This is a genomic window from Sandaracinaceae bacterium (assembly GCA_016706685.1).
Taxonomy (GTDB): Bacteria; Myxococcota_A; Polyangia; order Polyangiales; family Houyiibacteriaceae; genus JADJJE01.
Map to the genome: position 1 here is coordinate 233,037 of JADJJE010000012.1, position 25,276 is coordinate 258,312.

At 70.4% G+C, this 25,276-nt stretch carries 20 protein-coding genes; 10 read left to right on the forward strand and 10 right to left on the reverse strand.

Going from position 1 to position 25,276, the window contains the following annotated elements:
* Positions 1–248 precede the first annotated feature (248 nt).
* The 5 genes from IPI43_16005 to IPI43_16025 form a co-directional block, all read right to left on the reverse strand.
* A complete protein-coding gene (locus tag IPI43_16005; protein MBK7775612.1) occupies positions 249–1,847 on the reverse strand; it encodes a hypothetical protein in 1,599 nt (532 codons plus the stop codon).
* Positions 1,848–2,156: 309 nt separating this feature from the next.
* Positions 2,157–3,059: a sugar kinase gene (locus IPI43_16010; GenBank protein ID MBK7775613.1), complete on the reverse strand. Its 903-nt coding sequence runs from the start codon at positions 3,057–3,059 to the stop codon at positions 2,157–2,159.
* Positions 3,060–3,099: 40 nt separating this feature from the next.
* Positions 3,100–3,957: an S-methyl-5'-thioadenosine phosphorylase gene (gene mtnP, locus IPI43_16015; GenBank protein ID MBK7775614.1), complete on the reverse strand. Its 858-nt coding sequence runs from the start codon at positions 3,955–3,957 to the stop codon at positions 3,100–3,102.
* A gap of 57 nt (positions 3,958–4,014) precedes the next feature.
* Positions 4,015–4,413, reverse strand: coding sequence for a PDZ domain-containing protein (locus tag IPI43_16020; GenBank protein MBK7775615.1), 399 nt, complete (start codon positions 4,411–4,413; stop codon positions 4,015–4,017).
* A complete protein-coding gene (locus tag IPI43_16025; GenBank protein MBK7775616.1) occupies positions 4,410–5,813 on the reverse strand; it encodes a hypothetical protein in 1,404 nt (467 codons plus the stop codon). Before IPI43_16025 ends, IPI43_16020 begins: the two co-directional genes overlap by 4 nt.
* Positions 5,814–6,042: 229 nt before the next feature.
* Between IPI43_16025 and IPI43_16030 the strand changes: the two genes are divergently transcribed.
* From IPI43_16030 to IPI43_16040, 3 genes are all read left to right on the forward strand, one after another.
* The gene (locus IPI43_16030; GenBank protein ID MBK7775617.1) at positions 6,043–7,719 is read left to right on the forward strand and encodes an FHA domain-containing protein; all 1,677 of its coding nucleotides are present in this window, start codon (positions 6,043–6,045) and stop codon (positions 7,717–7,719) included.
* A 136-nt stretch (positions 7,720–7,855) separates the two neighbouring features.
* Positions 7,856–9,859: an OmpA family protein gene (locus tag IPI43_16035; protein MBK7775618.1), complete on the forward strand. Its 2,004-nt coding sequence runs from the start codon at positions 7,856–7,858 to the stop codon at positions 9,857–9,859.
* A 65-nt stretch (positions 9,860–9,924) separates the two neighbouring features.
* On the forward strand, positions 9,925–11,670 hold the full coding sequence (locus IPI43_16040) for a hypothetical protein (protein MBK7775619.1): 1,746 nt from the start codon (positions 9,925–9,927) through the stop codon (positions 11,668–11,670).
* Here the strand turns inward: IPI43_16040 and IPI43_16045 are convergent.
* Genes IPI43_16045 through IPI43_16055 form a run of 3 tightly spaced genes read right to left on the reverse strand, consistent with a single transcriptional unit; the run spans position 11,642 to position 13,618 of the window.
* Positions 11,642–12,595 (reverse strand): site-2 protease family protein, encoded by a 954-nt coding sequence (locus IPI43_16045; protein MBK7775620.1) that lies wholly within the window; start codon positions 12,593–12,595, stop codon positions 11,642–11,644. The two genes, IPI43_16040 and IPI43_16045, sit on opposite strands and share 29 nt — an antisense overlap.
* A complete protein-coding gene (locus IPI43_16050; protein MBK7775621.1) occupies positions 12,592–13,212 on the reverse strand; it encodes a hypothetical protein in 621 nt (206 codons plus the stop codon). Before IPI43_16050 ends, IPI43_16045 begins: the two co-directional genes overlap by 4 nt.
* Entirely contained in the window at positions 13,202–13,618 is a 417-nt protein-coding gene (locus IPI43_16055; GenBank protein MBK7775622.1) for a hypothetical protein, read from the reverse strand. The genes IPI43_16050 and IPI43_16055 overlap by 11 nt, the downstream gene beginning before the upstream one ends.
* Positions 13,619–13,724: 106 nt before the next feature.
* Here IPI43_16055 and IPI43_16060 point away from each other — a divergent pair, with 106 nt between their 5' ends.
* Genes IPI43_16060 through IPI43_16075 form a run of 4 tightly spaced genes read left to right on the forward strand, consistent with a single transcriptional unit; the run spans position 13,725 to position 20,208 of the window.
* Positions 13,725–14,666 (forward strand): hypothetical protein, encoded by a 942-nt coding sequence (locus IPI43_16060; GenBank protein MBK7775623.1) that lies wholly within the window; start codon positions 13,725–13,727, stop codon positions 14,664–14,666.
* A 5-nt stretch (positions 14,667–14,671) separates the two neighbouring features.
* Positions 14,672–17,314: a hypothetical protein gene (locus IPI43_16065; GenBank protein MBK7775624.1), complete on the forward strand. Its 2,643-nt coding sequence runs from the start codon at positions 14,672–14,674 to the stop codon at positions 17,312–17,314.
* A 33-nt stretch (positions 17,315–17,347) separates the two neighbouring features.
* Entirely contained in the window at positions 17,348–18,658 is a 1,311-nt protein-coding gene (locus tag IPI43_16070; GenBank protein ID MBK7775625.1) for a Stp1/IreP family PP2C-type Ser/Thr phosphatase, read from the forward strand.
* A gap of 20 nt (positions 18,659–18,678) precedes the next feature.
* On the forward strand, positions 18,679–20,208 hold the full coding sequence (locus IPI43_16075; protein MBK7775626.1) for a hypothetical protein: 1,530 nt from the start codon (positions 18,679–18,681) through the stop codon (positions 20,206–20,208).
* On the opposite strand, the gene IPI43_16080 is transcribed toward IPI43_16075, so the two are convergent.
* Complete coding sequence (locus IPI43_16080) at positions 20,188–21,588, reverse strand: cytochrome P450 (GenBank protein ID MBK7775627.1); 1,401 nt, start codon at positions 21,586–21,588, stop codon at positions 20,188–20,190. The two genes, IPI43_16075 and IPI43_16080, sit on opposite strands and share 21 nt — an antisense overlap.
* 72 nt (positions 21,589–21,660) lie before the next feature.
* Here IPI43_16080 and IPI43_16085 point away from each other — a divergent pair, with 72 nt between their 5' ends.
* Positions 21,661–22,194, forward strand: a complete 534-nt coding sequence (locus tag IPI43_16085) for a TetR/AcrR family transcriptional regulator (GenBank protein ID MBK7775628.1) — start codon at positions 21,661–21,663, stop codon at positions 22,192–22,194.
* A gap of 5 nt (positions 22,195–22,199) precedes the next feature.
* On the opposite strand, the gene IPI43_16090 is transcribed toward IPI43_16085, so the two are convergent.
* Positions 22,200–22,718, reverse strand: coding sequence for a hypothetical protein (locus IPI43_16090; GenBank protein ID MBK7775629.1), 519 nt, complete (start codon positions 22,716–22,718; stop codon positions 22,200–22,202).
* Between the two features lie 148 nt (positions 22,719–22,866).
* On the opposite strand from IPI43_16090, the gene IPI43_16095 reads away from it, so the two are divergent.
* Both IPI43_16095 and IPI43_16100 read left to right on the forward strand, forming a co-directional pair.
* Positions 22,867–24,090: an FAD-binding protein gene (locus tag IPI43_16095; protein MBK7775630.1), complete on the forward strand. Its 1,224-nt coding sequence runs from the start codon at positions 22,867–22,869 to the stop codon at positions 24,088–24,090.
* 23 nt (positions 24,091–24,113) lie between these two features.
* Positions 24,114–25,196: a hypothetical protein gene (locus tag IPI43_16100; protein ID MBK7775631.1), complete on the forward strand. Its 1,083-nt coding sequence runs from the start codon at positions 24,114–24,116 to the stop codon at positions 25,194–25,196.
* The last annotated feature ends 80 nt before the right edge of the window (positions 25,197–25,276 follow it).

Below are 25,276 nucleotides of genomic sequence, written 5' to 3' on the forward strand. Positions count from 1 at the left end.
TCAAGCCGGGGCGCCATTCCGAAACAGCCCCGATTCCTCACCAGCCAGAGTCGGCCAGAAATGGCCGCGGTCCCCCCGCCGCGAAGACCCGTGCCGGTCGCCGCAACAACCACGTTCACGTGGATGAGGCGTCCGGGCGCCGCCGCCAACCTGTCAGAGTCACTGCGACGGGGTACTCGGCGCACTCGAGTGACGGAAACGAAAAGGCCACCGCGAGGGTGGCCTGTCCGATGGAGAGAGCGCGAGGCTCAGGGCAGGGTGAACACGCGGGTGCCGTTCACGCTCTCGGTGATGTTGAACCACCAGGTGGCCATGTGCGACGTGTCGCCGATGAGCGTCTGGCAGGTCCAGAAGCCGGTGGAGTCCTCGGTGTCGAGCGGGTCACCCGCGTTGCCACCCTGGAGCAGCCAGCTGCCCTGGCCTGCCTCGCGGATGGCGACCAGCGCCTCCGCCTGCGTGGAGTCTTGGTACACGATGCGGACTTCGCCGCTGTTGAGCACCACGATGTCGGCGTCGGAGCCCACGATGCTGCGCTCGCGCGGGGGGCGCGTTCCGTCGTCCACCCGGCTGCGAACCAGCGTGGGGTTGGCGTTGACGATGGTGGTTCCGTCGATGGCCACGTGGCGCAGCTCCTCGAAGGCACCGTCCACGTAGGCGACGTGCCAGTTGCCGGCCGCGTCGATGAAGAGGTCGGCGTTGTAGCCCGCGTCGCCCGAGCCCACCGCGTCGAACCCGTCGATGCGGAAGGGGGCGCGCCAGGCGCTGGTGGTCGCGTCGAAGGCGCTACCCATGAGGGTACGGCGCACGCGGTCGTGCCAGACCAGCGCGAGGCCGGTGTTGGTGGCTCGCAGCGAGGTGTAGAGACCGTTGGCCTCGGGGGAGTCCTCGATGAAGTCGTCCTCGATGATCTCCGCGCACTCGAAGCCCGTGGGGGCCGTCATGGAAACTGGAACGGCCACGCAGGACGTGCCGGGGCAGCCCACTTGCGTGACGGCGTCCTCGTCCACGTGGCTGCAGTCCACGTCCGCGTCAGCAGACTCCGTGGCGCACGCGCCGGTCACCCGGCAGAGGAGGCCTCCGCCACACAGGTCCGAGCGGCAAGCCATGGCCGTGCCGGGCTCAGCCACAACGGGGTACGTGACCCAGTCCGTGCCAGCGGCAGGCGCCTGGTCGGCCGTGAGCGGCACCGCAGACACCGAGACGCGCACGAGGCTGCGCGGCGGCTGCATCGGATCCTCCGACGGCATCATGGAGAGGTACGAGATGGCCGGACGGCCGTCGACCATGAAGGCCAGCGAGCTGTAGCGGCCGGAGTCGCCGTCGGTGAAGACGGTCTGGATGGACCAAGTGGTCCCGCCGTCGCGGCTGTAGGCGAACTTCACGTCGCCGTTGGTGCGGTCGTAGTAGCTGACGGCGACCACGCCGGCAGGGCTGAACGCGATGGAGTTGAACTCACCCACGTTGTCGCCGGCTGCGGTGATGCCGCCACGCCAGCCGTCGGGGTCGGGGTTGATGTCGTTGCTGACGACAGGAGGGCCCGCAGGGACGCCGTCCACGATCGACCACTCGACCTCACCGTTGGACACGAGCCCGATGACCAGATCGCCATAGCGCGTGCGCGTGGCGCGCCCCGGCGCGTAGCCGCTGAGCATGACGGTCTCGTCGGCCGCAGCCGCCACGTCCAAGTGCGTGGCCAGCTGACCCGGATCGAGCGGCGCGCTGAACGTGCAGTTGTTCGCTGTGGTGGGGGTCTCGAGAGAGTCGCAAAGGAACGGCGAGCCGCAGAAGGGGTTGGGCACACACAGGGGAGCGCCCGCACTGTTCACGCAGCACGTGTTCGCGTTCACGTCGCAGTCGATACTGGTTCCGTCGGTTCCAGGGCAGGGGAGGACCATGGAATCATCGCGAGGACCAGCGTCCGCCGCGCGACCCTCGTCGCAGTCGCAACCCGCCACCGAAAGCACCAGAGGCCATGCCATCAGCAGGCCAAATACACGCATTTTCTTGAACACTCGGCTCACCGTCTTGTCTTGAGCGTCGATAAATCATGCCTCGTGGGCCAGAGGCGCCACGCGACGAGTAAGGATCTGGCCGACATGATACCCGATGATGGCATCAGGGAACAAGCATCTCGCATGAGGAGGCACTTTGTGCCGTCAGACGCGGACCAGGTCGCCGAACGCAGCCACCCGCGCGTCCACGTCGGCCATGGTGACCTCCACCAGCCGGCTGGGCCCGATGCCCTCCACGCAGTACGAGGCCAGCGCCGACCCGACCACCACCGCACGCCGCAGGGTGGGTAGGGTGATGTCGTTCTCGCGCGCCAGGTAACCGAGGAAGCCGCCCGCGAACGAGTCGCCGGCGCCCGTGGGATCCACCACGGACTCGAGCGGGAAAGCGGGCGCATGGAATGCGATGCCGGGCTGGAACAGCCAGGCGCCGTACTCGCCCTGCTTCACGATCACGGTGGTGGGCCCCAGCTCCAAGAGCGCCCGCTGGACCTCCACCAGGTGGTGCCTCCCGGTGAGCTGGCGCGCCTCCTCTTCATTGATGATGAGCACGTCCACCCGCTTCAGCAGCCGCTCGAGCGCCGGGCGGGCGATGTCGATCCACAGGTTCATGGTGTCGGCCACCACCAGCCGGGGCGCCCGGATCTGGTCCAGCACGGAGATCTGCAGGTCCGGTTGGATGTTGGCCAGCATCACGAACGGGCTCTCCGCGAAGGCCGGGGGGATCTTCGGCTGGAACTCGGCGAAGACGTTGAGCTCCGTGCGGATGCTCTCGCGGCTGGTGAGGTCGTCCGTGTAGCGGCCCTCCCAGTGGAAGGTCTCTCCCGCGGCCACTTCGAGGCCGGTCAGGTCGATGCCGCGGCCGCTCAACATGCTGGTGGCGCTCTCCGGGTAGTCGTTGCCGACCACGCCGACCAGGCGCACCTGGCTCAGCAGCGAGGCGCAGATGGAGGCGTAGACGGCCGACCCCCCGAGCACGCGCGGGAAGGAGCCTTGGGCGTTGTGTAGCGTGTCGAACGCCACGGAACCGACGACGAGGATGGGCGACATGAGTGGACCGAGCAGTGAGTGACGGCGAACCGTCGGGGGGTTAGAGGTAGCGGCCCACCAAGGGCGCGAGCTTCTGGCGCGCAGCGGCGCTGATCGTGGTGCGATCCGTGATGATGGCGGTGGCCATCGCCGAGGTCGCCGGACTGAGCCGTGGATCGGGCAGCTGGGTGGCCAGCTCGCGGATCACGCGCTTCGCGAGCGCCACGTTCTGGTGCATGACGGCCAGCACGCCCTCGAGCGTCACGGCGTCGTGGCCCTGGTGCCAGCAGTCGTAGTCGGTGGCCAGCGCCAGCGTGGCGTAGGGCAGCTCGGCTTCTCGGGCCAGGCGGCACTCGGGCATGTTGGTCATCCCGATGACGTCCACGCCCCACGAGCGGTAGAGCAGGGACTCGGCCCGCGTGGAGAACTGCGGCCCCTCCATGCACAGGTAGGTGCCACCCCGGTGGACGGTCGCGCCGCTGCGCTCGCAGGCCGCATGCACGGCGCCGGCCAGCGCGGCGTCGATGGGCTCGGCGAAGCTGACGTGCGCCACCACGCCGTCGTCGTCGAAGAACGTGTCGGTGCGGTGCCGCGTGCGGTCGATGAAGTCGTCCACCACCACCAAGTGCCCCGGCTCGATGGCTTCCTTCATGGAGCCCACGGCGGACACGCTGAGCAGCTGCTCGGCGCCGGCCATCTTCAGCGCCAGGATGTTCGCCCTGTAGTTGATGCGGTGCGGCGGGATGCGGTGGCCCCGGCCGTGGCGCGGCAGGAAGATCAACCGCGTGCCACCCAGCATGCCCGACACCAGCACGTCGCTGGGTGATCCGAAGGGCGTCTCCATGCGCAGCTCTTCGACCTTCTCGAGGCCTTCCAGCTCGTACAGCCCGCTGCCGCCGAGCACGCCGAGGGTTCGCATGGTGGACATCGCGCGGTTGTAGAACCCACCTGCGCCCTGGGCAACCGCCCGCGCCCGTCAGTCCCGCTGATAGGCGGAGCGTTCCACCGTGAAGGTCTGGAACTCCCCGTCGCGGACGACCTCGATCTCGACCGTGCTGCCGATGGGGCCGCGCAGGCGCTCCACGATCTCGCGCATGGGCATGCGGGACACGTCGTCGCCGTCGATGCGCGTGATGCGGTCGTCCTCGCGCAGCCCGGCGCGCATGGCCGGGCCCGCCGGCACCTCGGCCACGCGCAGCCCGCTGGTCTCCGAGTAGCCCAAGCGCACCAGGATTCCGCCCACCTCGTCGCTGCCGCCGAACATGCTGCACCCGCCCACGGACAGGCTCAGCAGCAGCCCCATCCCCACGAGCCCCGTCACCAGAGCCAGAACGAGCACCCGCAGCGCGGCGAAGACGAACGGCCGGGTGGTCACGGCCCAGCGTCTCCCGCCGGGATGGGCGTGGCAGCCGGCACGATCACCCGCAGCGTCTCCTCGATGAGGACCACGCCGTCTCCGACGACACGAATGGTGATGCGAAAGACCTGCTCGTAGTCCTGCTCGGTCAGCAGCACGTTGCGCAGCCCCAACGTGAACAACAGCTCGGTGCCGCCCCGGACATCCTCGAAGGTGTCGAACACGCCGTCCATGGGGGCGGTGTCCACCCGCGTGGGTTGGTCCACGCCGGGCAGGGTGGTGGCCGAGGTAGCCTCGAACGACTCGATGAACCCCAGGCGATCGGTGTCGAACTCGGCGCTCACCTCGCCATAGCTCAGCGTCTCCACCAAGTCCGTGATGGCGTCCACAATCACGTCCGAGAGGCCGGTGCCGTCGGTGGCGATGTCGAAGATGAGCGGGCACTGGCCGGCTTCGGGCGGACGCGTGGCGCCGTTCAGCCCCGTGCGGCAAGCCCCCCCCGTCGGCGGGACGACGGCACCGCTGCCCACCACCAGATCGCGGAGCGACTCGCGGGCGACCGACGAGCCGACGGCGGCCAGCAGGAACGCGGGCAGCTGGGCCAGCGCGGTTCCGACGTCTGCCTCGCCGTGGGTGCTCAGCCCGACTGCTGCGTAGTCTTCCGGCACGTGGGAGGGCGCGTCCGTGATGTGCACGATGGCGTGCAGGGCTCCTTCGCGAAAGCCCACGCCCCCGAGGCCGGTGCCCATATAAGGAGTGACCCACTCGACCCCGTCGCTGGTGAGCCCGGCGCCCGTGGCGATCTGGAAGAGCGCCTCGTAGCCCGACTCGGCGATGTCGGCGCCCTGGCCGAGAGGCCGGTCTAGCGCGTTCACCCCCGCGCGGACGGTGGCCACATCCGTCGTGATGGGGCTCAGCAACTCGAAGGGGGTGTCGCCGGGGTCGCCGAACATCCCGACCGGGAAGTCTTCGAAGCGGGACACGCCGAAGGCCACATCGGCCACGCGCGCCCGGATCTCGGGGATGAGGCGCTCCTCGAGGTCCCGCTGCATGGCGTCGATCTCGGCGCCGAAGCTGCCGGTGGTGTCCACGGAGAAGTGCACGTCGAGGCGCGCAGGGGTGGCCACCAGCGAGAACGGCACCTGCAGCGTGGGCCCCATGAAGGGCAGCGTGAACTCGCGCTCGGCCGGTGGGAGCCGGGGGCCGCCGTCGGGGCGGGGGTTGGGGCTGGCCTGGTCTGCACCTGGGCCACCGTCCTGCGAGACCGAGCCATCCAGCGTCCCCGGGGCGGGCGGAGGACCGTTGCTGCAACCGCTCGGCAATCCGACCACCAGCCCGATGGCGAGCGCGGTGGGGCACGCCCACCAGCCGCTCGCGCGGGGTGTCGGTGCCTGGGAGGTCTGGGGCACGCAGCGCATGGACCGCTCCTTCGTGCCACGAAGCCGCCAGGATGACCATGTCCAGCGAGTTTCTGACCCCCACGACGACATCGGAATTGACACCCCGCGCCCCGTCAGTACCATCGCGAGATTGCCGGATATTTACCGGCTCAGGCCATTGGCCGCCAACCGAGAGCAGCAGGACCCCTAGGGAATGTACAAACTCGTCATCTCAGATGATGAGGGCCGAACGACCGTCGTTCCGCTCGTGCGCGACGAAATCACCATCGGCCGCGAAGAGGGGAACACGATCCGCCTGACCGAACGCAATGTCTCGCGCAAGCATGCCCGCTTGTCCCGCGTGGACGGGCGCTTCGTGCTCGAAGACATCGGCTCGTACAACGGAATCAAGGTCAACGGCTCCCGGATGGGGACCGAAGTGGACCTCGGCGCGGGCGACCAGATCGTCATTGGTGACTACCGCATCGCGCTCGAATCCGAGCAAACCGACGTAGCCTCTGGCGAGCTGGACATCAACCTGTCCGGTGCCCACGACCTGGTTCCGCCCGCCCGGCTGGTGATGCTCAGTCAGCCGGCGCCTGGCGCGGAGTTCGCGCTCAGCAAGGACGAGATCTGCATCGGCCGCGAAGAGGTCATGGACGTGTGGGTCAACCACCGCTCCATCTCGCGCGAGCACGCCAAGATCACCCGCAAGATTCGCACGGAAGGGGACCGTGAGGTCGTCTCGTTCGACATCCACGACCTGGACAGCGCCAACGGTGTGCGGGTGAACGGGCAGGAGGTCTTCGAGGCCGCGCTCAAGCAGGGCGACATCGTGGAGCTGGGCCAGGTGCGCTTCCGCTACGTGGAGCTGGGCGAGGTGTTCTCCTTCGAGTCCGGCGAGAGCGCTGCGCTCACGGGCGCATCGGCGCCGGCGGAAGAAGAAGAGGAAGAGCGCGAGGGGCTGCCCATCATCGCCGCCGTGCTCATCCTGGGTGCGGCCATCGGCCTCGCGGCAGCCATCGCCACGTCGGGCTCGAGCAGCAGCGGTCCAGGCTCCAACGCGCCTGCGGGCGATCCCAGCCCCACCGTGCAGACCACCCCTGACCGGCTGGACGAAGTCGACGCCGGGCCGCCGCCGCGGCGCGCCCCCACGGCGGCCGAGCTCCAGGAAGCACAAGCGGCCCTCGAGAGCTGCCATGACGGCCTCGACGCGGGCAACCTGGAGGCCGCGCTGGCCGGCGCCGAGCGCGCGCTCCAGCTGGCCCCGGGCATCGAAGGCGCCGAAGAGTGCAAGCTCTACGCAGCGCAGCTGCTGGCGGATCTCGAGGTGTTTGCTCGCGGCAAGGCGCAGCTCGAGGCCAACGAGATCGACTCCGCGTACTTCACCATGGAGCAGCTCTCAGCGGAGAGTGACCTGCGCGCTGCCCCGGAGTTCGCCGCCGCCAAGCTCGCGTTTGCGCGGCAGCACGTCACCCTGGCGCGTGATGCCCTGGCCGACAACCCCGAAGAGGCGGCCAACCAGGCGCAGATGGTCATCCAGACGCCGGACGTGCCGCGCACCGTGCTGGCGGACGCCCAGCGCATCCTGACCGTGGCGCAGCGCCGCATGGCCGCTGGCTCCACCGAAGCCGCCACCCCGCCTGGCGGAGCCGTGGTGCGCCGGGACCCGGAGGAGGCCACCCCGCCCACTCCAGACCCGGCGGCCGAAGAGCAGAACCCCATGGACACCGCGCGCGAGTGCATGCGCGCCGGGGACAACGCCTGCGTGGTGGCCGCGCTCGAGGGCGGCCGTGCCCGCAGCGCCGCCTCGCTGTCGCTGTTGATCGAGACGTATCGGCAGATGGGCAACCAAGAGGCCGCGCGGCGCCACATGCGGACCTTCGTCAGCCGTTACCCAGACGACCGTCGCACCTCCAATTACTCCGCCGCGCTCGGCAACTGATCGTCGCGCCCGCCCGGTGACGGGTCGCGTCTTCGGCGCGTGGTGCTGTACGGTCAGGTAGGAAACATTGCCCCGGGGTGGTGTTGTGTGGATAATCGCCCGAGGTCTCCCCTCGAGCCCCCCTAGGAGTCGCCTGATGTTGCGCCAACTCGCACTCGTCGCCCTGTTTTCGCTGTCTCTTCTCCCCAGTCTCGCTTCGGCGCAGTCGAGCCGTCTCCGCACGGGCGGCATGAACCTCGAGATGTTCCGCCCCGCGATCGACTCGCGCGGCCACCTCACCATCAACGGCACCGACATCATGCCGGAGAACCGGCTGAGCTTCGGCTTGGTGCTGGACGCGGGCTTCAACGTCCTGCAGTTCGACGGCGGCGTTAACGACAACCTCGAGGAGGGGGGTCGCACCGACCACATCGTCGACCAGGCCATCACCGGGACCATCCTGGTCAACGTGGGCATCGCCAACTGGGCGGTGGTCGGCATCCAGGTGCCCATTCAGGTGATGAACGGCGAAGCCGTCTCCATCCCTGGCTCGTATGGCTGGGCCGATCCGGCGAGCAACCCCATCCGAGGCCTCAGCTATCAGGGCCTGGGCGACATCTCGATCCACGGCAAGGTGCGCCTGCTGCGCGCCGAGCGCGACCCGGTCGGCTTGGCCGTGGTGGCGCGCATCGGCTTGCCCACGGGCAACGACAGCCGCTTCGCAGGCGACCCCAGCGTCAGCTTGTGGCCCTCGGTGGTCATGGAGGCGCGCACGAGCCCGGACCAGAGCTTCAACGGGCTGTCGCGCATCCGCTTCTCGCTCGAGTTCGGCTACCGCGCGGTGTTCGGTGACGGGGCCAGCTTCCCCATCTATGGAGAGACCAACGTCCGCGGCATGACGAACGGTCTCGTGTCCGACTACGTCCTCGATTCCGGAACGAACCTCCGCTACGACGACCTGATGACCTTCGGCGCGGGCGCGAGCTTCCGTCTCGCCCGTACGCTCGACCTGGTCACCGAGGTCTACGGCACCCAGATCGCCAGCGAGATTGGCACGCGGGGCGCGCTGTCGCTCGAGGCGCTGGTGGGCTTCAAGCTGTTCGTGCAGTCCCACAGCTACCTGATGCTCGGCGGCGGCGCGGGCATCCCCACCAACCCGGACGGGCGTGGGTTCCAGTCGGCGCAGTGGCGCGCGATGCTGGCCTTCATCTACGAGCCGCCCATTGGTGACCGCGACGGCGACGGCATCATGGACGACATCGACGACTGCCCGAACGACCCGGAGGACTTCGACGAGTTCCTGGACGAAGACGGCTGTCCCGAGCTGGACAACGACAACGACGGCATCCTGGACGACGTTGACGACTGCCCGATGATCCCCGAGGACCAGGACGGCGACAACGACGACGACGGCTGCCCCGAGGGCAACGACAGCGACCGCGACGGCGACGGCATCACCGACGACGTGGACCAGTGCCCGGACCAAGCCGAGGACCGCGACCAGTTCCAGGACGACGACGGCTGTCCGGACCTCGACAACGATGAAGACGGCATCCTCGACACCGAGGACCTGTGCCCGAACGACCCCGAGGACATCGACGCGTTCGATGACGCGGACGGCTGCCCGGATCTCGACAACGACCACGACCGCATCCTGGACAACGACGACCAGTGTCCGGACGAGCCCGAGGTCTACAACGGCACCGAGGACCAGGACGGCTGCCCGGACGAGGGGTCGGTCATCTTCGACGACAACTCGCTCATCATCCTCGACAAGATCTACTTCGAGACGAACAGCGCCCAGATCCTGAGCCGCTCGTTCGCCATCCTGGACGCCGTGGCGGCCACGCTCATCGGCAACCCGCAGATCCGGCTCATCGAGGTGCAGGGTCACGCCGACGAGCGCGGCAACGACGCCCACAACCTGCAGCTGACGCAGGACCGTGCGGCCTCCGTGGTGGAGGCGCTGGTGCAGCGCAACGTGCCGCGCGACCGCCTGCGCAGCGCGGGTTACGGCGAGCTGTGCCCGGTGAACCCGGCCAGCAACCGGGCCGCCTATGAAGAGAACCGTCGCGTGGAGTTCAAGGTCATCGAGACGGATGAGGGCCCGACCGGGGTCCAGGTGGCCTGCGACGCGGCCGCCAACCTCCACCAGCGCTGAGCGGCGTCTGGGGCGCACCTTGTAGGAAATTCGGCGTCCCACGCGGCGCCGGATAGCTTCGCAGGGTGCTGCCCCGTTCCGTGCTCGCGACCCCCGCGATGGTGTGCCTCGTGGTCCTCTCGGACCTCTGGGCGCCGGCGCGCGTCCTGGCGTGGACCGAGGCGCAGGTGCAGTCCGCCCACGCGCGCGTGGAGGTGCAGGCCAGCGGCGAGGTGAAGGTGCACATGCGGCTCGCGGTGCACGTGCAGGGTGGGTGGCTCGAGGGGCTCGACATCGCGGGGCTCGACCCGGAGCTGACGCTCGACCCGGCGCAGCAAATCGTGTTGGTGTCCGCCGACGGACAGCAGTTCTTTCCGGCTGTCGACGCGAGCCAGCCCGGTACCATCGGGCTCGCGTTTCGTCGCCGCGACGCACCGCGCCGAGGGGAGTATGCGCTCGAGCTGGCTTACCGCGCGGTGCTCGCGCCAGGCGCCGTGCAGCCGCTCGAGGGAGAGCGCTCGCGCTATGAGTGGATCCTGCCGGGCTGGCGCTCGGGGCTCGACGACGTGCGCGTCGAGGTGATTGCGCCCGCCAGCGCGGAGCTGGATGACGAGCTGCGCGTGGGCGAGACCATGATCACGCGCGAGCGCGAGGTGCTCCCGGATGGCCGCGTGCTCTTCCGCTTCGTGCGCGCGCACCTGCCGCGGACGGTACCGTTCCAGGTGGCGTTCACGCTGCCCAACACGCTGGTTCCCGCCGAGCTCCGCGCGGCCAGCGTGAGCACGCCGCTCTCGCCCATGTCGTGGACGGCCACGCCCAGCCGCCGCATGGACCCCGTGTTTCCGGTGCTGTGCTTTTTCATGGCGCTCTTCGGCGCGGCCAAGCTCGCCCTGCACCGCCGCACAGCGCTCTCCCTGGGTGTGACGCCGCGCGGGCTCTTGCCGCTGCCGCCGCTGGTTCGCGCCGGCGCCGTGGTGGCGCTCTCCGCAGCCAGCGCCTGGCTCTACCACCTGCGCACCGACGCGGGCCTGGCGGCGTTGGGCGTGGTGGTGCTGTTCGTGCTCGAGCGTGCGCCGCAGGTGGAGCGGCCGCCGCGTCTCGGTGCGTATGCCCCGGCTGGCCCGCGCGAGCGGCTGTGGGCAGGCGCGCGCGCCAAGCTGGGCCGCTACGGCGCGGAGCGCTGGCTGGATGCGTCCTCCGTGCCCGGGCTGCTCACGCTGCTGGGCGTGGTGCTGGCGCTGGTGGCGGTGGATCGCGTGGCCAATGCGTCGCTGCCGCGTCAGACGCCCCCCGGCTACGCCACCATCCTGCACGCGCTGGTGCCCTTCGTGTGCCTGATGCTGAGCACCACGCGCGCGCAGCTGCCAGCCACCGTGGCCGAGCGCCTGTGTGACCTGGTGGCGCTCGCGCGCACGTTCCCAGTGAGCGTGGCGTCGGTGCCCACCGCCCTCCAGCTCGTGTTGCACCGCGACGCGCAGGGGCGCGGCCAGGACGCGCGGCTGCGCATCGTCACGGCGCATCGCGTGACCGGGCTGGTGCGCCTGGACGTGGCCATCGCCGACTACCTGAGGCTGGGCCGTTACGTGCGCGAGCCGGTGGTGCTGGTGGTGACGCGCGAGGAGAGCGAGGCCGAGGCGCGCGTGGCGCTGGCGCTCGGTGACCTGCCGTTCCGCAGCGCGCCCGGGGGCCGGCGTGCCCGCACCCTGCCGCTGCACCGCTTGGGCGTGGTGGTGGACGCCGTGGCCACCGAGCGCGCCACGCAGGTGCTGCGCGCCGACGGAGTGCGCCCGCCGCGACGCAGCGTCACTGAGCGCGCAGCCACGCGGGCATGAACAGCAGCGGGAAGAGCGCGAGCGTGAGCCATGCCACCTTGCGCCGCCCGGGCGAGAGCGTGTCGTCGTCCGTGGGCGGGTGATTGGCGTTGTCGCCGCGCAGCATGAGCTTCAGGACCACCCACCAGACCAGCCACGGGAAGCCCGCCATCACGTTCCCCACGAGCGACCCAGGCCCATGGTTCAGCAGCCAGCCACGCAGCACCAGCAGAGCGCTCGAGAGCACCGCCAGCACGGGGAGCGCGCGCAGCACCAAGCGGCTGTAGCGATCCTGTGCGGGCCCGAGGAGCGCGTAGGCCACGTGCCCGCCGTCTAGTTGTCCCACCGGGAGGAGGTTGATCATGGTGACGAGCAGACCCGCCCAGCCGGCCAGCGCCGTGGGCGTGAGGTGGATGTCGTGCCCCTCCGGGATGCCACCGCGCACCAGCAGCAGCATGAGGTCGTAGAACAGGCTGTGCCCCTCCTGTAGATAGCCGCCCACCACCTCGGGGATGCCGAGTGCGCCCGCCGGGCCGAGCGTGCCTCGCGGCGGTGACGGCGCGATGGGGCTCTCCAGCATGCCGACGACCAGCACCGGGATGGCCACCGCCATGCCCGCCAGCGGGCCCGCAGCGCCGATGTCGAGCAGCGCGTTCCGAGAGGGGATGCGGGCGCGCATGGCGATGACGGCCCCCATGGTCCCGAAGAAGTTGGGGAAGGGGATGAAGTACGGCGGCGAGATGTCCACACCGTGGAGACGCGCAGCGATGTAGTGCCCGAACTCGTGCGCGGTGAGGATGGCCATGAGCGGAACCGCGAACGTCCAGCCCGCGGCGAGCGTGTCGGCGCCCTCGTGCCCCTGCCCCGCCGAGAAGACGCTGTACCAGGTGACGCCCATCAGAACGAGCGCCAAGGGCCAGCCGTCCAGCAGAGGGCGGCGACTCACGCGCGCTGCGCTCCAGGTTCTTGGGCAGGCCCTGCGAGGCTCGGCGCGGCCCCGCGCAAGGCTGCCTCGAGCGCGCTCAGCTGCGTGGTGAAGCGGGCGTCCACAGCCCCCACGTCCGAGCTCACGCGGCACTCGCCGCGGGCCAGCGTGGCGTCGGCCCGGAACGCGACGGGGCGCTCCTGCGGGGGCAGCGCCTCAGCCAGGGCCAGGTCATCCGGGTGCACGTCCACGCTCAGCTCGCTGGCCAGCCGCAGCTGCCCGATGGCGTCCGTGATGACCGAGCGCACCAGCTCGGGGCGCGCGTCGAAGGTGGCGCGCACCAGCTTCTCGGTGGCGCGCAGCACCAGCGGGATGGTGGCCTCGCGCAGCGCGTCGAGCGCACGTGTCTCCACCTGCAGGGCGGCGAGCTGCGCCTGTGCGGTGTCACGCGCCACTTGTTCCTCGCCCTCGCGGACGGCCTGCGCGCGCCAGGTCTCGTACTCCTCCTCGGCGGCGCGGCGGATGCCATCGGCCTCTTCGTGCGCGGCGCGCAGCAGCTCGGCGGCGGCGGCCTCGGCGTCCAGCACGGCGCGCGCGCGCACATGGGGGAACTGCGCTCGGATCATGTTAGAGGGCATGTGTGTCGTCCTCGCCATGGACCACGGCGCCATGCGCGGCCCCAACGCGCCCGATGGCCAGCGCGCGCACGCACGCACGGATACCGGAGTGCGCCGTGAACCCTGGACGGGGAGGGGACTCGGCCAGCCAGCGGCGCCCCGTGGCGCCACCCACCTCGGCGGCCAGCAGCGCCTTCTGGCGCGGGTCGAGGCCACGGGTGTCCGCCGGAGTCAGGCGCGTCTTCATGCGCGTCGCGGCCCGCCGTGCACCCTCGGCGTCGGCGGCCGTCAGCCCTGCCGTCAGCGCTGCGGTGAGCACCGCGAAGGGACGGTCGCTCCCCGCCCGCGGCCCCAGCACGGCGTGCGCGAGCTCGAAGCCATCGCGGACCTCGTCGAGAGGGAAAGGGGTCGCTGCACGGCGCTCCATGCGCAGTACGTAGCACCACAACCGGCCGCCGGGCCACGCGCGCGCTCGGCAGCCCGTTGGCGCATCGGCCCTGGGTGCCGCGGGCTGGCGCGTGCATAATGCACACATGCCGACACCTCGGTTCGCTCTCCCCCACCCCTCGCGACGCCTGGCGCCTCTGGTCGCCTTCGCGCTGCAAGTGGGGCTCGTGGCGCTCTCGCCACACCGTGCCGCGGCGCAGGATGACGAGTGCGAGCCGCCGGGCGTGCGTGGGCCGCTCGAGGTGACGCCGGCGGCCGGCGCCTCGGGGGTGCCGCTCGACCACCCGCTGCGCATCCTCTTCACGGCGGATTACTTCGGCTCGCCTGCGGCGCCGCTGCCCGACGACGCGTTCGAGGTGCGCGGGCCCGACGACCTGACCGTGGCGGGCGAGGTGCAGCTCGCCACGGACGACGTGCTCTTCTTCGTTCCGTCCGGCGGCTGGCAGGCCGACACGCTCTACAGCGGGACCGCGTTCGGCGAAGTGAACCTGCCCTTCACCTTCCGGACCAGCACCACCACCGACGACCAATCGCCCACCGTGTCGCCGCTCAGCTCGCTCGGCTCCACACGCGTGGACGCCTCGTGCCAGCTGCCCAATGGCGGCTACCGCGTGGACCTCGAGTTCTCGGCGTCGCTCGACGACGGCGCCGCTGGGAGCATCGAGTACCACCTCTACCTGGCCCGCGCCGAGGGCCTCGAGGCTCCGCTGCAGGTGGCCCGGCTCCGCAACTTCACCTCCGAGCCCGATGCCCGCGTGCCCATCTCCTTCTTGCTGGACGAGCGCTTCGTCGGCAGTCCCATCTGCGTGCAGCTGATGGCCACCGACGGCATCGGCAACGTCGCGTCCAGCAGCCCTTTCTGCTTCGACCCGGTCGAGGGCGCCAACTTCGCTGGGCTGTGCAGCGCCGGCCCGCCGAGTGGTGCTCCCGCCATGCCCCACGGTGCGCTCTTCGGTGCGCTCGGCGCCTTCGCGCTAGGCGTCGTGCGCACCCGTCGTCGCCGCGCTTTGGCTCCCACGCGGCGCTGACGAACGTGCCCGAGGTCTCCCACACGTCGCTCGAACGCACCCTCGCGCTCAGCGTGGCCACCGTGGCCGCCGGCATGCTGGCCGTGTCCGTGGGCACGGACTGGCCGCTCGGGGCGCGCATCGCCTTCGTGTTCACCACGCTGCTGTGCGTCATGGCGTTGCGGGCCGTGGTGAGCGCGCGCACGCGGCAGCTCACGCAGCTGCCGGCGCGCCTCGCTGCGCCGCGGGTCGCGCTCGACTGGGCAGACTGTCACGACGCCACCGCGCTCGGCGCCGTGGTCAACGACTTCCGCCGCGTGCTGGACGAGAGCCTGGCGCGCGAGCGCGAGATCCGCGCGTCGGTGGAGGACATCGACCGCGAGAAGTCGGCGTTCCTCATGGCAGTCAGCCACGAACTTCGCACGCCGCTGAACGCCATCCTGGGCTTCACGGACGTGCTCCTGCAAGAGCTGGACGGGCCGCTCACCCGCTCGCAGCGCGAGGACCTCGAGCACGTCCGGCGCGCGGGCACGTACCTGAGCAACCTGTTCCGCGACGTCATCGATCTCGCGGCGGCGTCGTCCGCGCAGCTCACTGTGGTGCCGCGCCTTGGTCGCGCTGCGCCCGCTGATCGAAGAGGTGGTCACCGAGGTGGACGCCGCGCGCGCGGGCCGCCCCGTGACCGTGCGCTGGCACGTGGACGCGGAGCTCGACACCGTCTGGGCGGACCCGACGAGGCTCCAGCAGATTCTCGGGAACCTGGCGCACAACGCCTTGAAGTTCACCGCCGCAGGCAACGTGGACGTGACCGTGCGCTCGGCGGGGCGCGACGAGATCGAGATCGCGGTGCGCGACAGCGGGCAGGGCATCGACCGCGGGCGTCTCCAGCAGATCTTCGCGGAGTTCGAGCGCGCGACGGACGACGACCCCAGCATCGAAGGCGCCGGGCTGGGCCTGGCCATCACGCGCAAGCTGGTGGACCTGCACCACGGGCGGGTAGAGGTGGAGAGCGAGGTGGGCAAGGGCTCGCTCTTTCGCGTGTTCCTGCCACGCGGCCCGAAGGGCAGCGCGTGACGCGCGAGTCGGACCTGCCCGGCGCCGAGGCCGACTACCTGCGCCCGCACCTGGTGGCCATGGCGCGTGCCATGCTCGTGGGCGTGGTGGCCAGCGGCGCGTTGGCCTGCTGCTCGTGGCTGGTGACGCTGGGCTTTCGCCCCCCAGAGCGTGGCTTCTTCCTGCGCGCCATCGCGGCGTCCGCGTCGGCGTGGACGCTGGCCTTGCCGCTGCTCTATGGGCTGGTCCGGCACCCCATTCGCCAGCAACGCAGGGCGAAGACGTTGCTCGGGCGCGTGGCGGCGGCGCGCGCCCTGATGGCGGCGCCGCGGCGCATGGCCGGGGTGCTGGTGGCCGTCCACGCGGCGGTGTTCATCGGCGCTGCGTGTGCGGACTGGGGGCACGCCCAAGCGCACTTGCTCTTGCACTTCGGCGTGGCCACGGCGGCGCCGAGCGCGCTGGCCGTGTGGATCTCCGGGCAGGCCGCCGCCGTTCGCGCACTCCACATGCGCGCGCCGCTGGATGGCGATCACGCCCCCGAGCTGCGCACCCGGCTTGCCCTGGAGCTGGCCGCGTGGGCGGGGCTGGCGCTCGCGCCCATCCTCCCCACCAGCGCCATCCTCCTGACGCTGACCGAGGTGGCGCTGACCCCGCGCCTCTTGGTGCTGGGCCTGCTGGCGCCAGCCGCCGCGGCGCTCTTCTATCGCTACGGCCGCGCGCTCGAGCGCGACGTGGACGTCGCGCGGGTGCGCGTGATGCGCATGCAGGACGGCCCCAGCCCGCTGGTCACGCCCGTCGTGACCTCGCCCGTGGTGGAGACCAGCGAAGGGTTGCGCATCGTCCGCGGAATCCAGTCGCTGGTGGAGACGCATCGGCGGCAGCTCGGAGAGGAGCGGGACGCGCGCACCTCCATCACCGAGTCGCAGCGCCTCAAGACGCGCTTCATGGCCTACATGAGCCACGACCTGCGCAGCCCGCTGAACGCCATCCTGGGCTTCACGGACCTGCTGGTCACGGGCTCGGACCCGCTCAACGCCGAGCAGCGCGAGAGCCTCGATACGGTGCGCCACGCGGCGGACGATCTGCTGCGGCTGGTGACCCAGGTGCTGGACACCGCGCGCCTCGAGGCCGGCAAGCTCAAGCTGGTCTCGGGCTACGTGCCGGTGGCCACCCTCATCAGCGCCGTGATGGGGGGCGCACGCCGCACCACCGAGACCCTGGGCATCGAGCTGGACACCCGCGTGGAGCCCGGCGTTCCCCCCGTGTTCGTGGACGCGGCTCGCATGCAGCAGGCGCTGCTGGGGTTGGTCTTGCACTTGGCCCACACGTCGGCGCCAGGGAGCCCCATCGCCCTGCGTGCCAGCCGCGCCAAGGGGCCGCCCGGGCCCGAGGCGCAGGTGCGGATCTTCGTGGACGCCCCCGGCATGGACGCCCCCAGCGATCCGAGTCAGCTCTTCGAGGCCTTCCGCTTCAGCCGGCGCGAGTCCGGGATGCATGCAGGAGGGCTCGGCCTCGGGCTGTCGCTCGCACGCGCGCTGGTCGAAGCGCAGGGGGGCGCGATCTGGTTCGAGGCCCCGGGCACGGTCTGCGTGGCCCTCCCGCGCGAGGGTCATTGACGGGGGTCGCCCCGCCATAGTACCCCGTGCTGCATGTCCGGCAGCGATGGCCTTCGATTCTGGCCACTCACAGACGTAGGCAAGGTCCGCGACCACAATGAGGACAGCTTCCTGGTGGACAGGAAGCTGAATCTCTTCGTGGTCTGCGACGGCATGGGCGGACACGCGGCCGGCGAGGTGGCCAGCTCCATGACCGCCCGCGTGGTGCGCGAGACGCTCGCCGAGGAGCAGGACCTGCTGCTGAGCTACGAGCAGGGCAACGAGACATCGCGCCAGTCCATCCTCGAGCTCATGGAGAAGGCCAGCCAGCGGGCCTGCTCGGCCGTGCACCAAGAGGGTGTGCGCGATGAGAGCAAGCGCGGCATGGGCACCACCCTGGTGGCGCTCACCATCATCGGCAACCGCGGCTTCATCTGCCACGTGGGCGACTCGCGCATCTACCTGTACCGGCAGGGTGCCGTCCACCAGCTCACCGAGGACCACTCGCTCATCAACGAGCTGCTCAAGCGAGGTCGTCTGACCCGCGAGCAGATCGGGAAGATGAACTACAAGAACGCGGTCACCCGCGCGGTGGGTGTCTACGAGAGCGTGGACGCCGACGTGTTCGACTTCGACGTGCTGCCGGGCGACCGCTACCTGCTCTGCAGCGACGGGCTCCACGACTACCTCGAAGAGAGCGTGCTCGCGCGCATGTTCGACGAGATCCCGGAGGACGAGCTCTCACAGCGCCTGGTGCAGCTCGCCAACGACGGCGGCGGCAAGGACAACATCACCGCCCTGGTGGTGCGCGTCCCGGAAGACACCAGCGGCGTGGACAAGCTGGTGCGCGAGGTCAACCTCAAGCTGGAGATGCTGCACAAGATGCCGCTCTTCCGCTTCGTCACGTACCAAGAGCTGGTCCGCGTGGTGAACATCACCGACGTGAAGACCTTCGCGGCGGGCGAGACGGTGGTCACCGAGGGCGACGAGGGCGAGGAGATGTTCCTGGTGCTCTCCGGCAAGGTGCGCATCCACACCGGCGAGACGCTCATCGCGCACCTCGGGCCCGGCCAGCACCTGGGCGAGATGTCGCTCATCGACAAGGCGCCGCGCAGCGCCAGCGTCACGGCCGAAGAAGAGAGCCGCCTGCTCATCATCGGGCGCCGCGGCTTCTTCGACCTGGTGCGCAAGAACCACGACATCGCGGTGAAGCTGCTGTGGAGCTTCCTGGGCGTGCTCAACCAGCGCCTGCGCACCACCAGCCGCGAGCTGGGTGAGACGCGTGACGAACTGCACCGTGTGCTGGTGGCACGGGCCAGCGTGCCCCCCCCCACGCCGCCTCCCAAGACGCCGACCGAGGGGTAGAAAAGGTGTATCTTCGCGCCATGTTGCTCGCGCTCTCGACACGCGCCCGGCTCCGTTCGGCCTGGCCTTCGCTCCTCCCGTTCATCCTGCTCTCGGCGGCCTCGCTGACCATGGTCCGCACGGCCCACGCCGATGTGGTGGTGGACGACACCCTCGGCGCCATGGCCACCATCACGGGGCCCGACTACGTGGTGAGCGCCAGCCACGGCAGCGTGGTGGGCGACACGCTCTACCTGTCCTTCACCACGCTCGTCGTGGGCGTGGACGAGACGCTCACCATCAACGGCCCGGCCAACGTGGAGCATGTGGTCGTGCGCGTCACGGGAGGCGCAACGGCTCAGTTCGGCGGCACCGTCACGCTCGGCATCGCCGATGCGTCGCTCATCATCGCCAGCCCCGCCGGCCTCGCGGTCACCGAAGGCGGCGTCTTCACGGTGACGGGAGACCTGGTGCTGACCACGGCCGACTACGTGCGCGCGTCCTCGGGCGACCGCTTCCAGGTGCCGCCCATCGCCAGTGAAGACCTGCCCAACACGGCGCCCGCGCACCTCGGCTTCTTGGCCGGCCCGGGCGGCTCCCTGGTCATCTCGGATGCCGGCATCACGCTCACGGGGGACCTGCGCGTCGTGGCGGGCTCGGTGACCATCACGGACAGCTCACTCGAGGCCAACCACGTGGCGCTCATCGGCGCCACGCTGGGCGAGGTGGCGCTGGCCACCCTGGACCTCAGCAGCATGTCGGGCATGGGCACCCTCAGCCTGGCGGACGTGGAGGTCACCTCCGAAGAGAACGAGCTGGTGCGCCCCGTGGGCTGTGGCAACGGCTGGCGCGACCCGGGCGAGGCCTGCGACGACGGCCCCAACATGAGCGCCGTCGTTCCGGATGCTTGCCGGCCAGGCTGCATCGCGCCCACCTGCGGCGACGGCATCGAAGACAGCACCGAAGAGTGCGACCTGGGGGCGTCCAACTCCAACACCGTGGTGGACCGGTGCCGCCTCGACTGCGACGACGCAGGCTGCGGCGACGGCGTGTTGGACACGGGCGAGATCTGCGACATGGGCGCCATGAACTCCGACACCACGCTGGGCGCGTGCCGCACCAGCTGCACGTTCGCCATCTGTGGCGACGGAGTGCGGGTGTTCGGTGAAGAGTGCGACAGCGGCGCCGCCAACTCGGACACCGCCGTGGACGCCTGCCGCGCCGACTGCCAGGCCGCTGGCTGCGGGGACGACGTCATCGACACCGGCGAAGAGTGCGACGACGGCGCCAACAACTCGGCCGGCTCGGCGGACGCGTGCCGCGACGACTGCAAGCTGCCCCGCTGCGGCGACCGCGTGGTGGACACGGGCGAGTTCTGCGACGACGGTCCGTTCAACTCGGACGACACACCGGAGCGCTGCCGCATGGACTGCCAGAGCGCCAACGGGCCCCTCGAGCTGATCGGTGGCGCCTGCGAGGTGCCCCGCAGCCCGTCTGGCGAGTGGCCGCTGGGTGCCTTCGTGCTGGCCGCTGTGGCCATCTTGGTTCCGCTACGACGCCGCGGCAGCTGAAGCCGGCGTGAGCTGCAGCGGGAGCTGCGTGAGCGTGCGCGTGAAGACGCTGGGCCGGTGCGCAGCGCCACCCACGCCGGGCCCGAAAGCCTCGGTCTGCGCGAGCAGCTGTGCGAGCGCGATCTGGATCTCGCGCCGCGCCAGGTGCGCCCCGAGGCACAGGTGCGCGCCATAGCCAAAGGTCATGTGCTGGCGCAGCCCGGGCCGGTCCGTGCGCAGCTCCGTGGGTTCCTCGAAGCGCGCGGCGTCGCGGTTGGCGCTGGCCCAGAGCAGCATCAGGCGCGCGCCCTTGGGGAGCGACACGCCCCCTAGCGAGACCGGCCGAGTGGTCACGCGGAAGTGGCCCTGGAACGGCGCCTCGAGCCGCAGCATCTCCTCCACGAAGGCGGGGATGCCGTCCGGGTCGCGGCGCAGGCGAGCCTGGAGCTCGGGCTCACGGGCCAGGCGCGCCACGCAGCTGCCGAGGGCGCTGGCGGACGAGTCGCTGCCCGCGATCAGGATCTGCAGGAGGATGCTCAGCGCCTCGGCCTCGCTCAGCGCGTCGTCGCCCTGCGCGTGGATGGCCTGCACCAGGCTGCCGGTGAGGTTGTCCTGCGGAGCGCGCACGTGCCGCTGGAACTCACGCTGCACATAGGCGAAGAGCTCGATCCCGAAGTCCACGTGCTCGGCCAGCTGCGCGGGCGTGTTCACGCCGCTCAGGAGCGCCACGGCGTGGTCGCACAGGAACTTCACGCGGCGGTGGTCCTCCTCGGGGAAGCCCACCAAGCGGAGCGCGATGCGCATGGGCACCACGTTGGCCACGTCGTGCATCCACTCGCAGGTGCCGCGTGCCAGCGCGGGCGCGAGCAGCTCGTCCACCATGGCGCGGATGTCGTCGTCCAGGCTCTTCTGGAAGCGCGACGACAGCGCCGCCGTGGCCAGCTTGCGGTGGCGCGTGTGCACCGGCGGGTCCTCGATGGCGAGCACGTCCACGGGGCCCTGACCGCTGGGCAGCTGCCACGTCTTGGCGCCCCGCTTCCCGCTGGCCAGCAGGATGGCCACCAAGTTGGACGAGTAGGTGCTGGTGTCGAGCGCCACCTCGCGCACCAAGTCATAGGTGCTCACGCAGTAGTAGTCGGCGCCCGGCACCTTGTAGACCGGGGCCTTGCGGCGGAGCGTGTCGTAGAACGCGTACGGGTCGCGCAGCGTCTCGGGCGCGAACGCATCGAAGCCGTCGATGCCCGCAGGCCGCGTGGGCGTGAGCCACGGCGCGAGGCGCGCCCGCAGCGGGGCCGGCAGGTGGGGCAGCATGTCTTCGGCAGACAGCGACTGGACGCGCGCGATGGAGCGCACGGCAAGGCGCGCGGCCTTGCGACGGAAGTCCTGTTCGGTGCGTGGCATGAGCTCACTGTGGATCCTAACTGTACTAAGTACAAGTAGGCGCCCGCGGCCACGCACGCCATACTCCCGCGCATGGCAGGCAAGCGTCCCCCGCTGGACCGCGACAAGGTGCTGGCGAGCGCGCTCACGCTGGCCGACCGCGACGGCATCGAGCGCCTGACGGTGCGCCTGCTGGCCACCGCGCTGGGTGTGTCGCCCATGGCCATCTACTGGCACTTCCCCAGCAAGGCGGCCGTGGTGGCCGAGCTCGTGGACCACGTGGTGGACCAGTACGACGTGCACCCGGGGCAGGGCGGCACGCTGCGCGCGCGCGTCCAGAAGACGTTTCGCACCATGTACCAAGGGCTGCACGACCACCCGGGCATCATCGCGCTGCTGGGTCAGCCGGAGACGCGCGGCAAGGCCTCACTCGGCGTCATGGAGGCGCTGCTCACGCAGCTGGTGGCCGCGGGGCAGACTCCGCGACAGGCGCAGCAGTCGTATCACCTGCTCATGAGCTTCACGCTGGGCGCCATCACCATGAGCCACGCCGACGGCACGCCCGCGCGCGCACAGAAGGTGTTCGAGGCCAACCTCGAGCGCGTGCTGGACACCGTGCTCGGCTGACGGCTCTACGCGGTGAGGATGCCGCGGCGGATGGCCTCGCCGCGCACGAACGCGATGGCCTCCGCGAGCTCGTCGGTGCCCCGGAGCCGCATGCCCGCTTCGGGGGCCTTCGGCGCCAGCCAGGCGGCGCACTCGTCGGTGTTCGAGAAGACCTTCTGCGGATACTTGGCGCGGCTCAGCAGCTGGAACGACGAGATGACTCCGCGGATCATGGCGGCGCGGAAGCCCTCGCCCTCGAACAAGCAGGCCACCGCCGCGTAGTACGGCGCCACCACCGGGGCCATGCTGTCGAGCGCCGCGCGCACCTCGGCGTCGGGGATGCCGCCCTCGCGGTCCACGATGCTGACCTCGATCAATTTGCCACGGCCCACGGCGCGCCCGTGCGACTCGATGCCGCGCGCCTGGGTCATGGTGGCCACCACCGTGCTGGGACGATGACCCATGACGGGGAACACCACGGAGCGCCAAGTGGCCATCATGCAGGCCTCGTCCGCGTATGTGATGACGGGGGGATCACTCACCATGGTCGCGGACCATAGTCGAAGCGAACGGGCTTCCATATAGGCGCTTTGTCTGACTCCGAACACGGTTCCCTGCGGTGCCGATTGGCGAACTATTCGAGCTGCACGCGCTTCGAGTAGCGTCGCCGCTCCACCTTCCGAGGGAGCACCGATGAGCACCAAGTCCTTGCCCGAGCGCATGCAGGCCTTCTACGAGCAGCTGAACGTCGACCACGAGGCCGCGCTCCGGCAGCTGCCCGAGCTCTACACGGACGACGTGCAGTTCGTGAGCCCCATCGAGGAGCGCGACGGCATCCACGCCTTCCAGGGCAGCTGGGAGGCCGCGTTCAAGACGTACAAGGCGTTCACGTTCACCGACTTCAAGTGCATCGGCGACGACGCGTCGTTCGCGCTGTTCTACACGATGACGATCGAGATCGCGGTGGGGAACCCGATGCCCACGCCCACGGCCACGCTGTTCATCGCGCGCGAGGGGAAGGTCTACTATCAGTACGACTACTGGGACACGGTGGGCGGGCTGTCGCAGATCTACCCGCCGCTGCACACCGCCTACGAGTGGGCCGTGGCGCTGTTCCTCGGGGGCGGCAAGCCGCTCGAGCGCGACCCGGGCGTGCAGGTGCCCATGCTGGGCAAGGACGGCTGCTATCACCCGCAGAGCGAGGCCGAGGTGGTGTCGCTGGTGCGCAAGGCGCACGCGCTCGGTGGCAAGGTGCGCGCCGTGGGTAGCGGTCACTCGGTGTGGGAGGCCATCATCCCGGAGGGCTTCGACCCGGACGCCGACACCAACGAGCGCCTGATGATGCTGGACCGCATGAACCGCGTGCTGGGCTTCCGCCCGGACCCCAAGGACCCGAGCGTGACGCTGGTGGAGGTGGAGGCGGGCTGCGCGCTCGGTGAGTCGCCGCGCCACCCCATTGCCAACCCGCTGTCGCCCACGGCCTCGCGTGACCCGCGCACGCCCAACGTCACGCGCAACACCGACTGGGAGCACAGCCTCAACTACACGCTGGACCAGCGCGGCCTCGCGCTGCCCGACCTGGGCGGCATCACGCACCAGGCCGTGGGTGGCTTCCTGTCCACCGGCTCGGCGGGCGGCACCTGCAAGTGGTCGTTCCTGGACGCCATCGTGGCGCTGCGCGTGGTGGACGGGCAGGGCAACGTGCGCACGCTCACGGCGGATGGTCCGGACCCCGACGCGTTCGCGAGCGTGGGCGCGGGCATCGGCCTCCTGGGCGTGGTGGTGAGCGTCACGCTGCGCACGGTGCCGCGCTACAACATCGTGGGGCGCGAGACCGTGAGCCTGGCCACCGGCGCGCCGGATCTCGACTTCTACGGCCCGGGGACGCGCAGCGGCCGTCGCTGGCAGGCTTCCTGAAGCAGACCGACTACGCGCGCCTCATGTGGTGGCCGCAGCGCAACTTCGACCGCCTGGTGGTGTGGCAGGCCGCGCGCGTGGCCCCCACGCCCGACTTCGTGCCGAAGCCGTATGAAGAGGTGGGCAGCTGGTCGGTCATCAAGCAGACCGCGGCGTCGCTGCTGTACACCGTGCTGGGCAACATCGACGACCCCTCGCGCATCGCCGATCAGGTGCAGCGCATGGAGCAGCTGGGCCACGACTTCGGCGCGGCCGCGCGCGCGCTGGTGGAGGCCATTCGCAGCGCGCCGCCGCCCGACCCGAGCTTCCCCGTGGTGCCGCAGGAGGAGCACCCGTGGCTGGCCTCGCTGGCCGAGGCCGTGCTGGGCAACCGGCACCCCGCCATCACGCTGGGCTCGGCGTGGGTGCGCGTGGCCGAGGTGCTGGCCCACATGCTGGACACGCTCGTGGCCGGCGCGCTCTCGAGCGAGCTGTTCGAGCCGCTGGCCAAGCTGCTGGGCTGGGCTGCGCCGCACCTGATCGACACCATCTTGTCGCCCTTCGTGGCGCTGGGGAAGGACGGCGCGCCCGCCACCCAGCACTTCCAGGACAGCTGGTACCTGGGCCTGCCCATGGACAACGGCATGGACGACCTGCTCATGCCCACCTACTTCACCGAGATCTGGATCCCCTTCACCGAGGCCGGCGGCGAGGTGCAGCAGGCCATCGCGGCGCTGCGCAAGCTGTTCGACGCCGACGGCACGGCCGAGGGCTGCTACGCGGCCACGGGGCCCTTCAGCATCGAGCTCTACGCCACCAAGGCGGGGCAGACCTTCTTCCTGGACCCGGCCTACGGCGACAAGGACGTGTTCCGCGTGGACGTGTTCTGGTTCGGCTACAACGGCGGCAGCCCGGTGGACGAGTTCTACCCGCGCTTCTGGAAAGCGCTCGAAGGCCTCGAGTACCGCCTGCACTGGGGCAAGTTCCTGCCGCGCCCCGACCAGCTGGCGCCGGCCACGCTCATGGCGCGCTACCCCAAGTGGGACGCGTGGCGCGCCGCGCGCGAGCGAATGGACCCGGGCAACGTGTTCCTGACCGACTACTGGAAGACCCACCTGGGGCTGTGACCCGCGACGGCTGTCCGCGGCGCTGCTCACCCGGCGGCATTGCGGGCGGGGGGGGGTGGGGAGAACCGCGGGAGGGTAGA

Excerpts from the sequence above, each read along its gene's own strand:
- IPI43_16050 (MBK7775621.1), bottom strand. The coding sequence starts at position 13,212 with ATGCCCTCTAACATGATCCGAGCGCAGTTCCCCCATGTGCGCGCGCGC.
- IPI43_16095 (MBK7775630.1), top strand. The coding sequence starts at position 22,867 with ATGAGCACCAAGTCCTTGCCCGAGCGCATGCAGGCCTTCTACGAGCAG.
- IPI43_16010 (MBK7775613.1), bottom strand. The coding sequence starts at position 3,059 with ATGTCGCCCATCCTCGTCGTCGGTTCCGTGGCGTTCGACACGCTACAC.
- IPI43_16035 (MBK7775618.1), top strand. The coding sequence starts at position 7,856 with ATGTTGCGCCAACTCGCACTCGTCGCCCTGTTTTCGCTGTCTCTTCTC.
- IPI43_16025 (MBK7775616.1), bottom strand. The coding sequence starts at position 5,813 with ATGCGCTGCGTGCCCCAGACCTCCCAGGCACCGACACCCCGCGCGAGC.
- IPI43_16075 (MBK7775626.1), top strand. The coding sequence starts at position 18,679 with ATGTTGCTCGCGCTCTCGACACGCGCCCGGCTCCGTTCGGCCTGGCCT.
- IPI43_16055 (MBK7775622.1), bottom strand. The coding sequence starts at position 13,618 with ATGGAGCGCCGTGCAGCGACCCCTTTCCCTCTCGACGAGGTCCGCGAT.
- IPI43_16100 (MBK7775631.1), top strand. The coding sequence starts at position 24,114 with ATGTGGTGGCCGCAGCGCAACTTCGACCGCCTGGTGGTGTGGCAGGCC.
- IPI43_16060 (MBK7775623.1), top strand. The coding sequence starts at position 13,725 with ATGCCGACACCTCGGTTCGCTCTCCCCCACCCCTCGCGACGCCTGGCG.
- IPI43_16090 (MBK7775629.1), bottom strand. The coding sequence starts at position 22,718 with ATGGTGAGTGATCCCCCCGTCATCACATACGCGGACGAGGCCTGCATG.
- IPI43_16085 (MBK7775628.1), top strand. The coding sequence starts at position 21,661 with ATGGCAGGCAAGCGTCCCCCGCTGGACCGCGACAAGGTGCTGGCGAGC.
- IPI43_16080 (MBK7775627.1), bottom strand. The coding sequence starts at position 21,588 with ATGCCACGCACCGAACAGGACTTCCGTCGCAAGGCCGCGCGCCTTGCC.
- mtnP (MBK7775614.1), bottom strand. The coding sequence starts at position 3,957 with ATGCGAACCCTCGGCGTGCTCGGCGGCAGCGGGCTGTACGAGCTGGAA.
- IPI43_16070 (MBK7775625.1), top strand. The coding sequence starts at position 17,348 with ATGTCCGGCAGCGATGGCCTTCGATTCTGGCCACTCACAGACGTAGGC.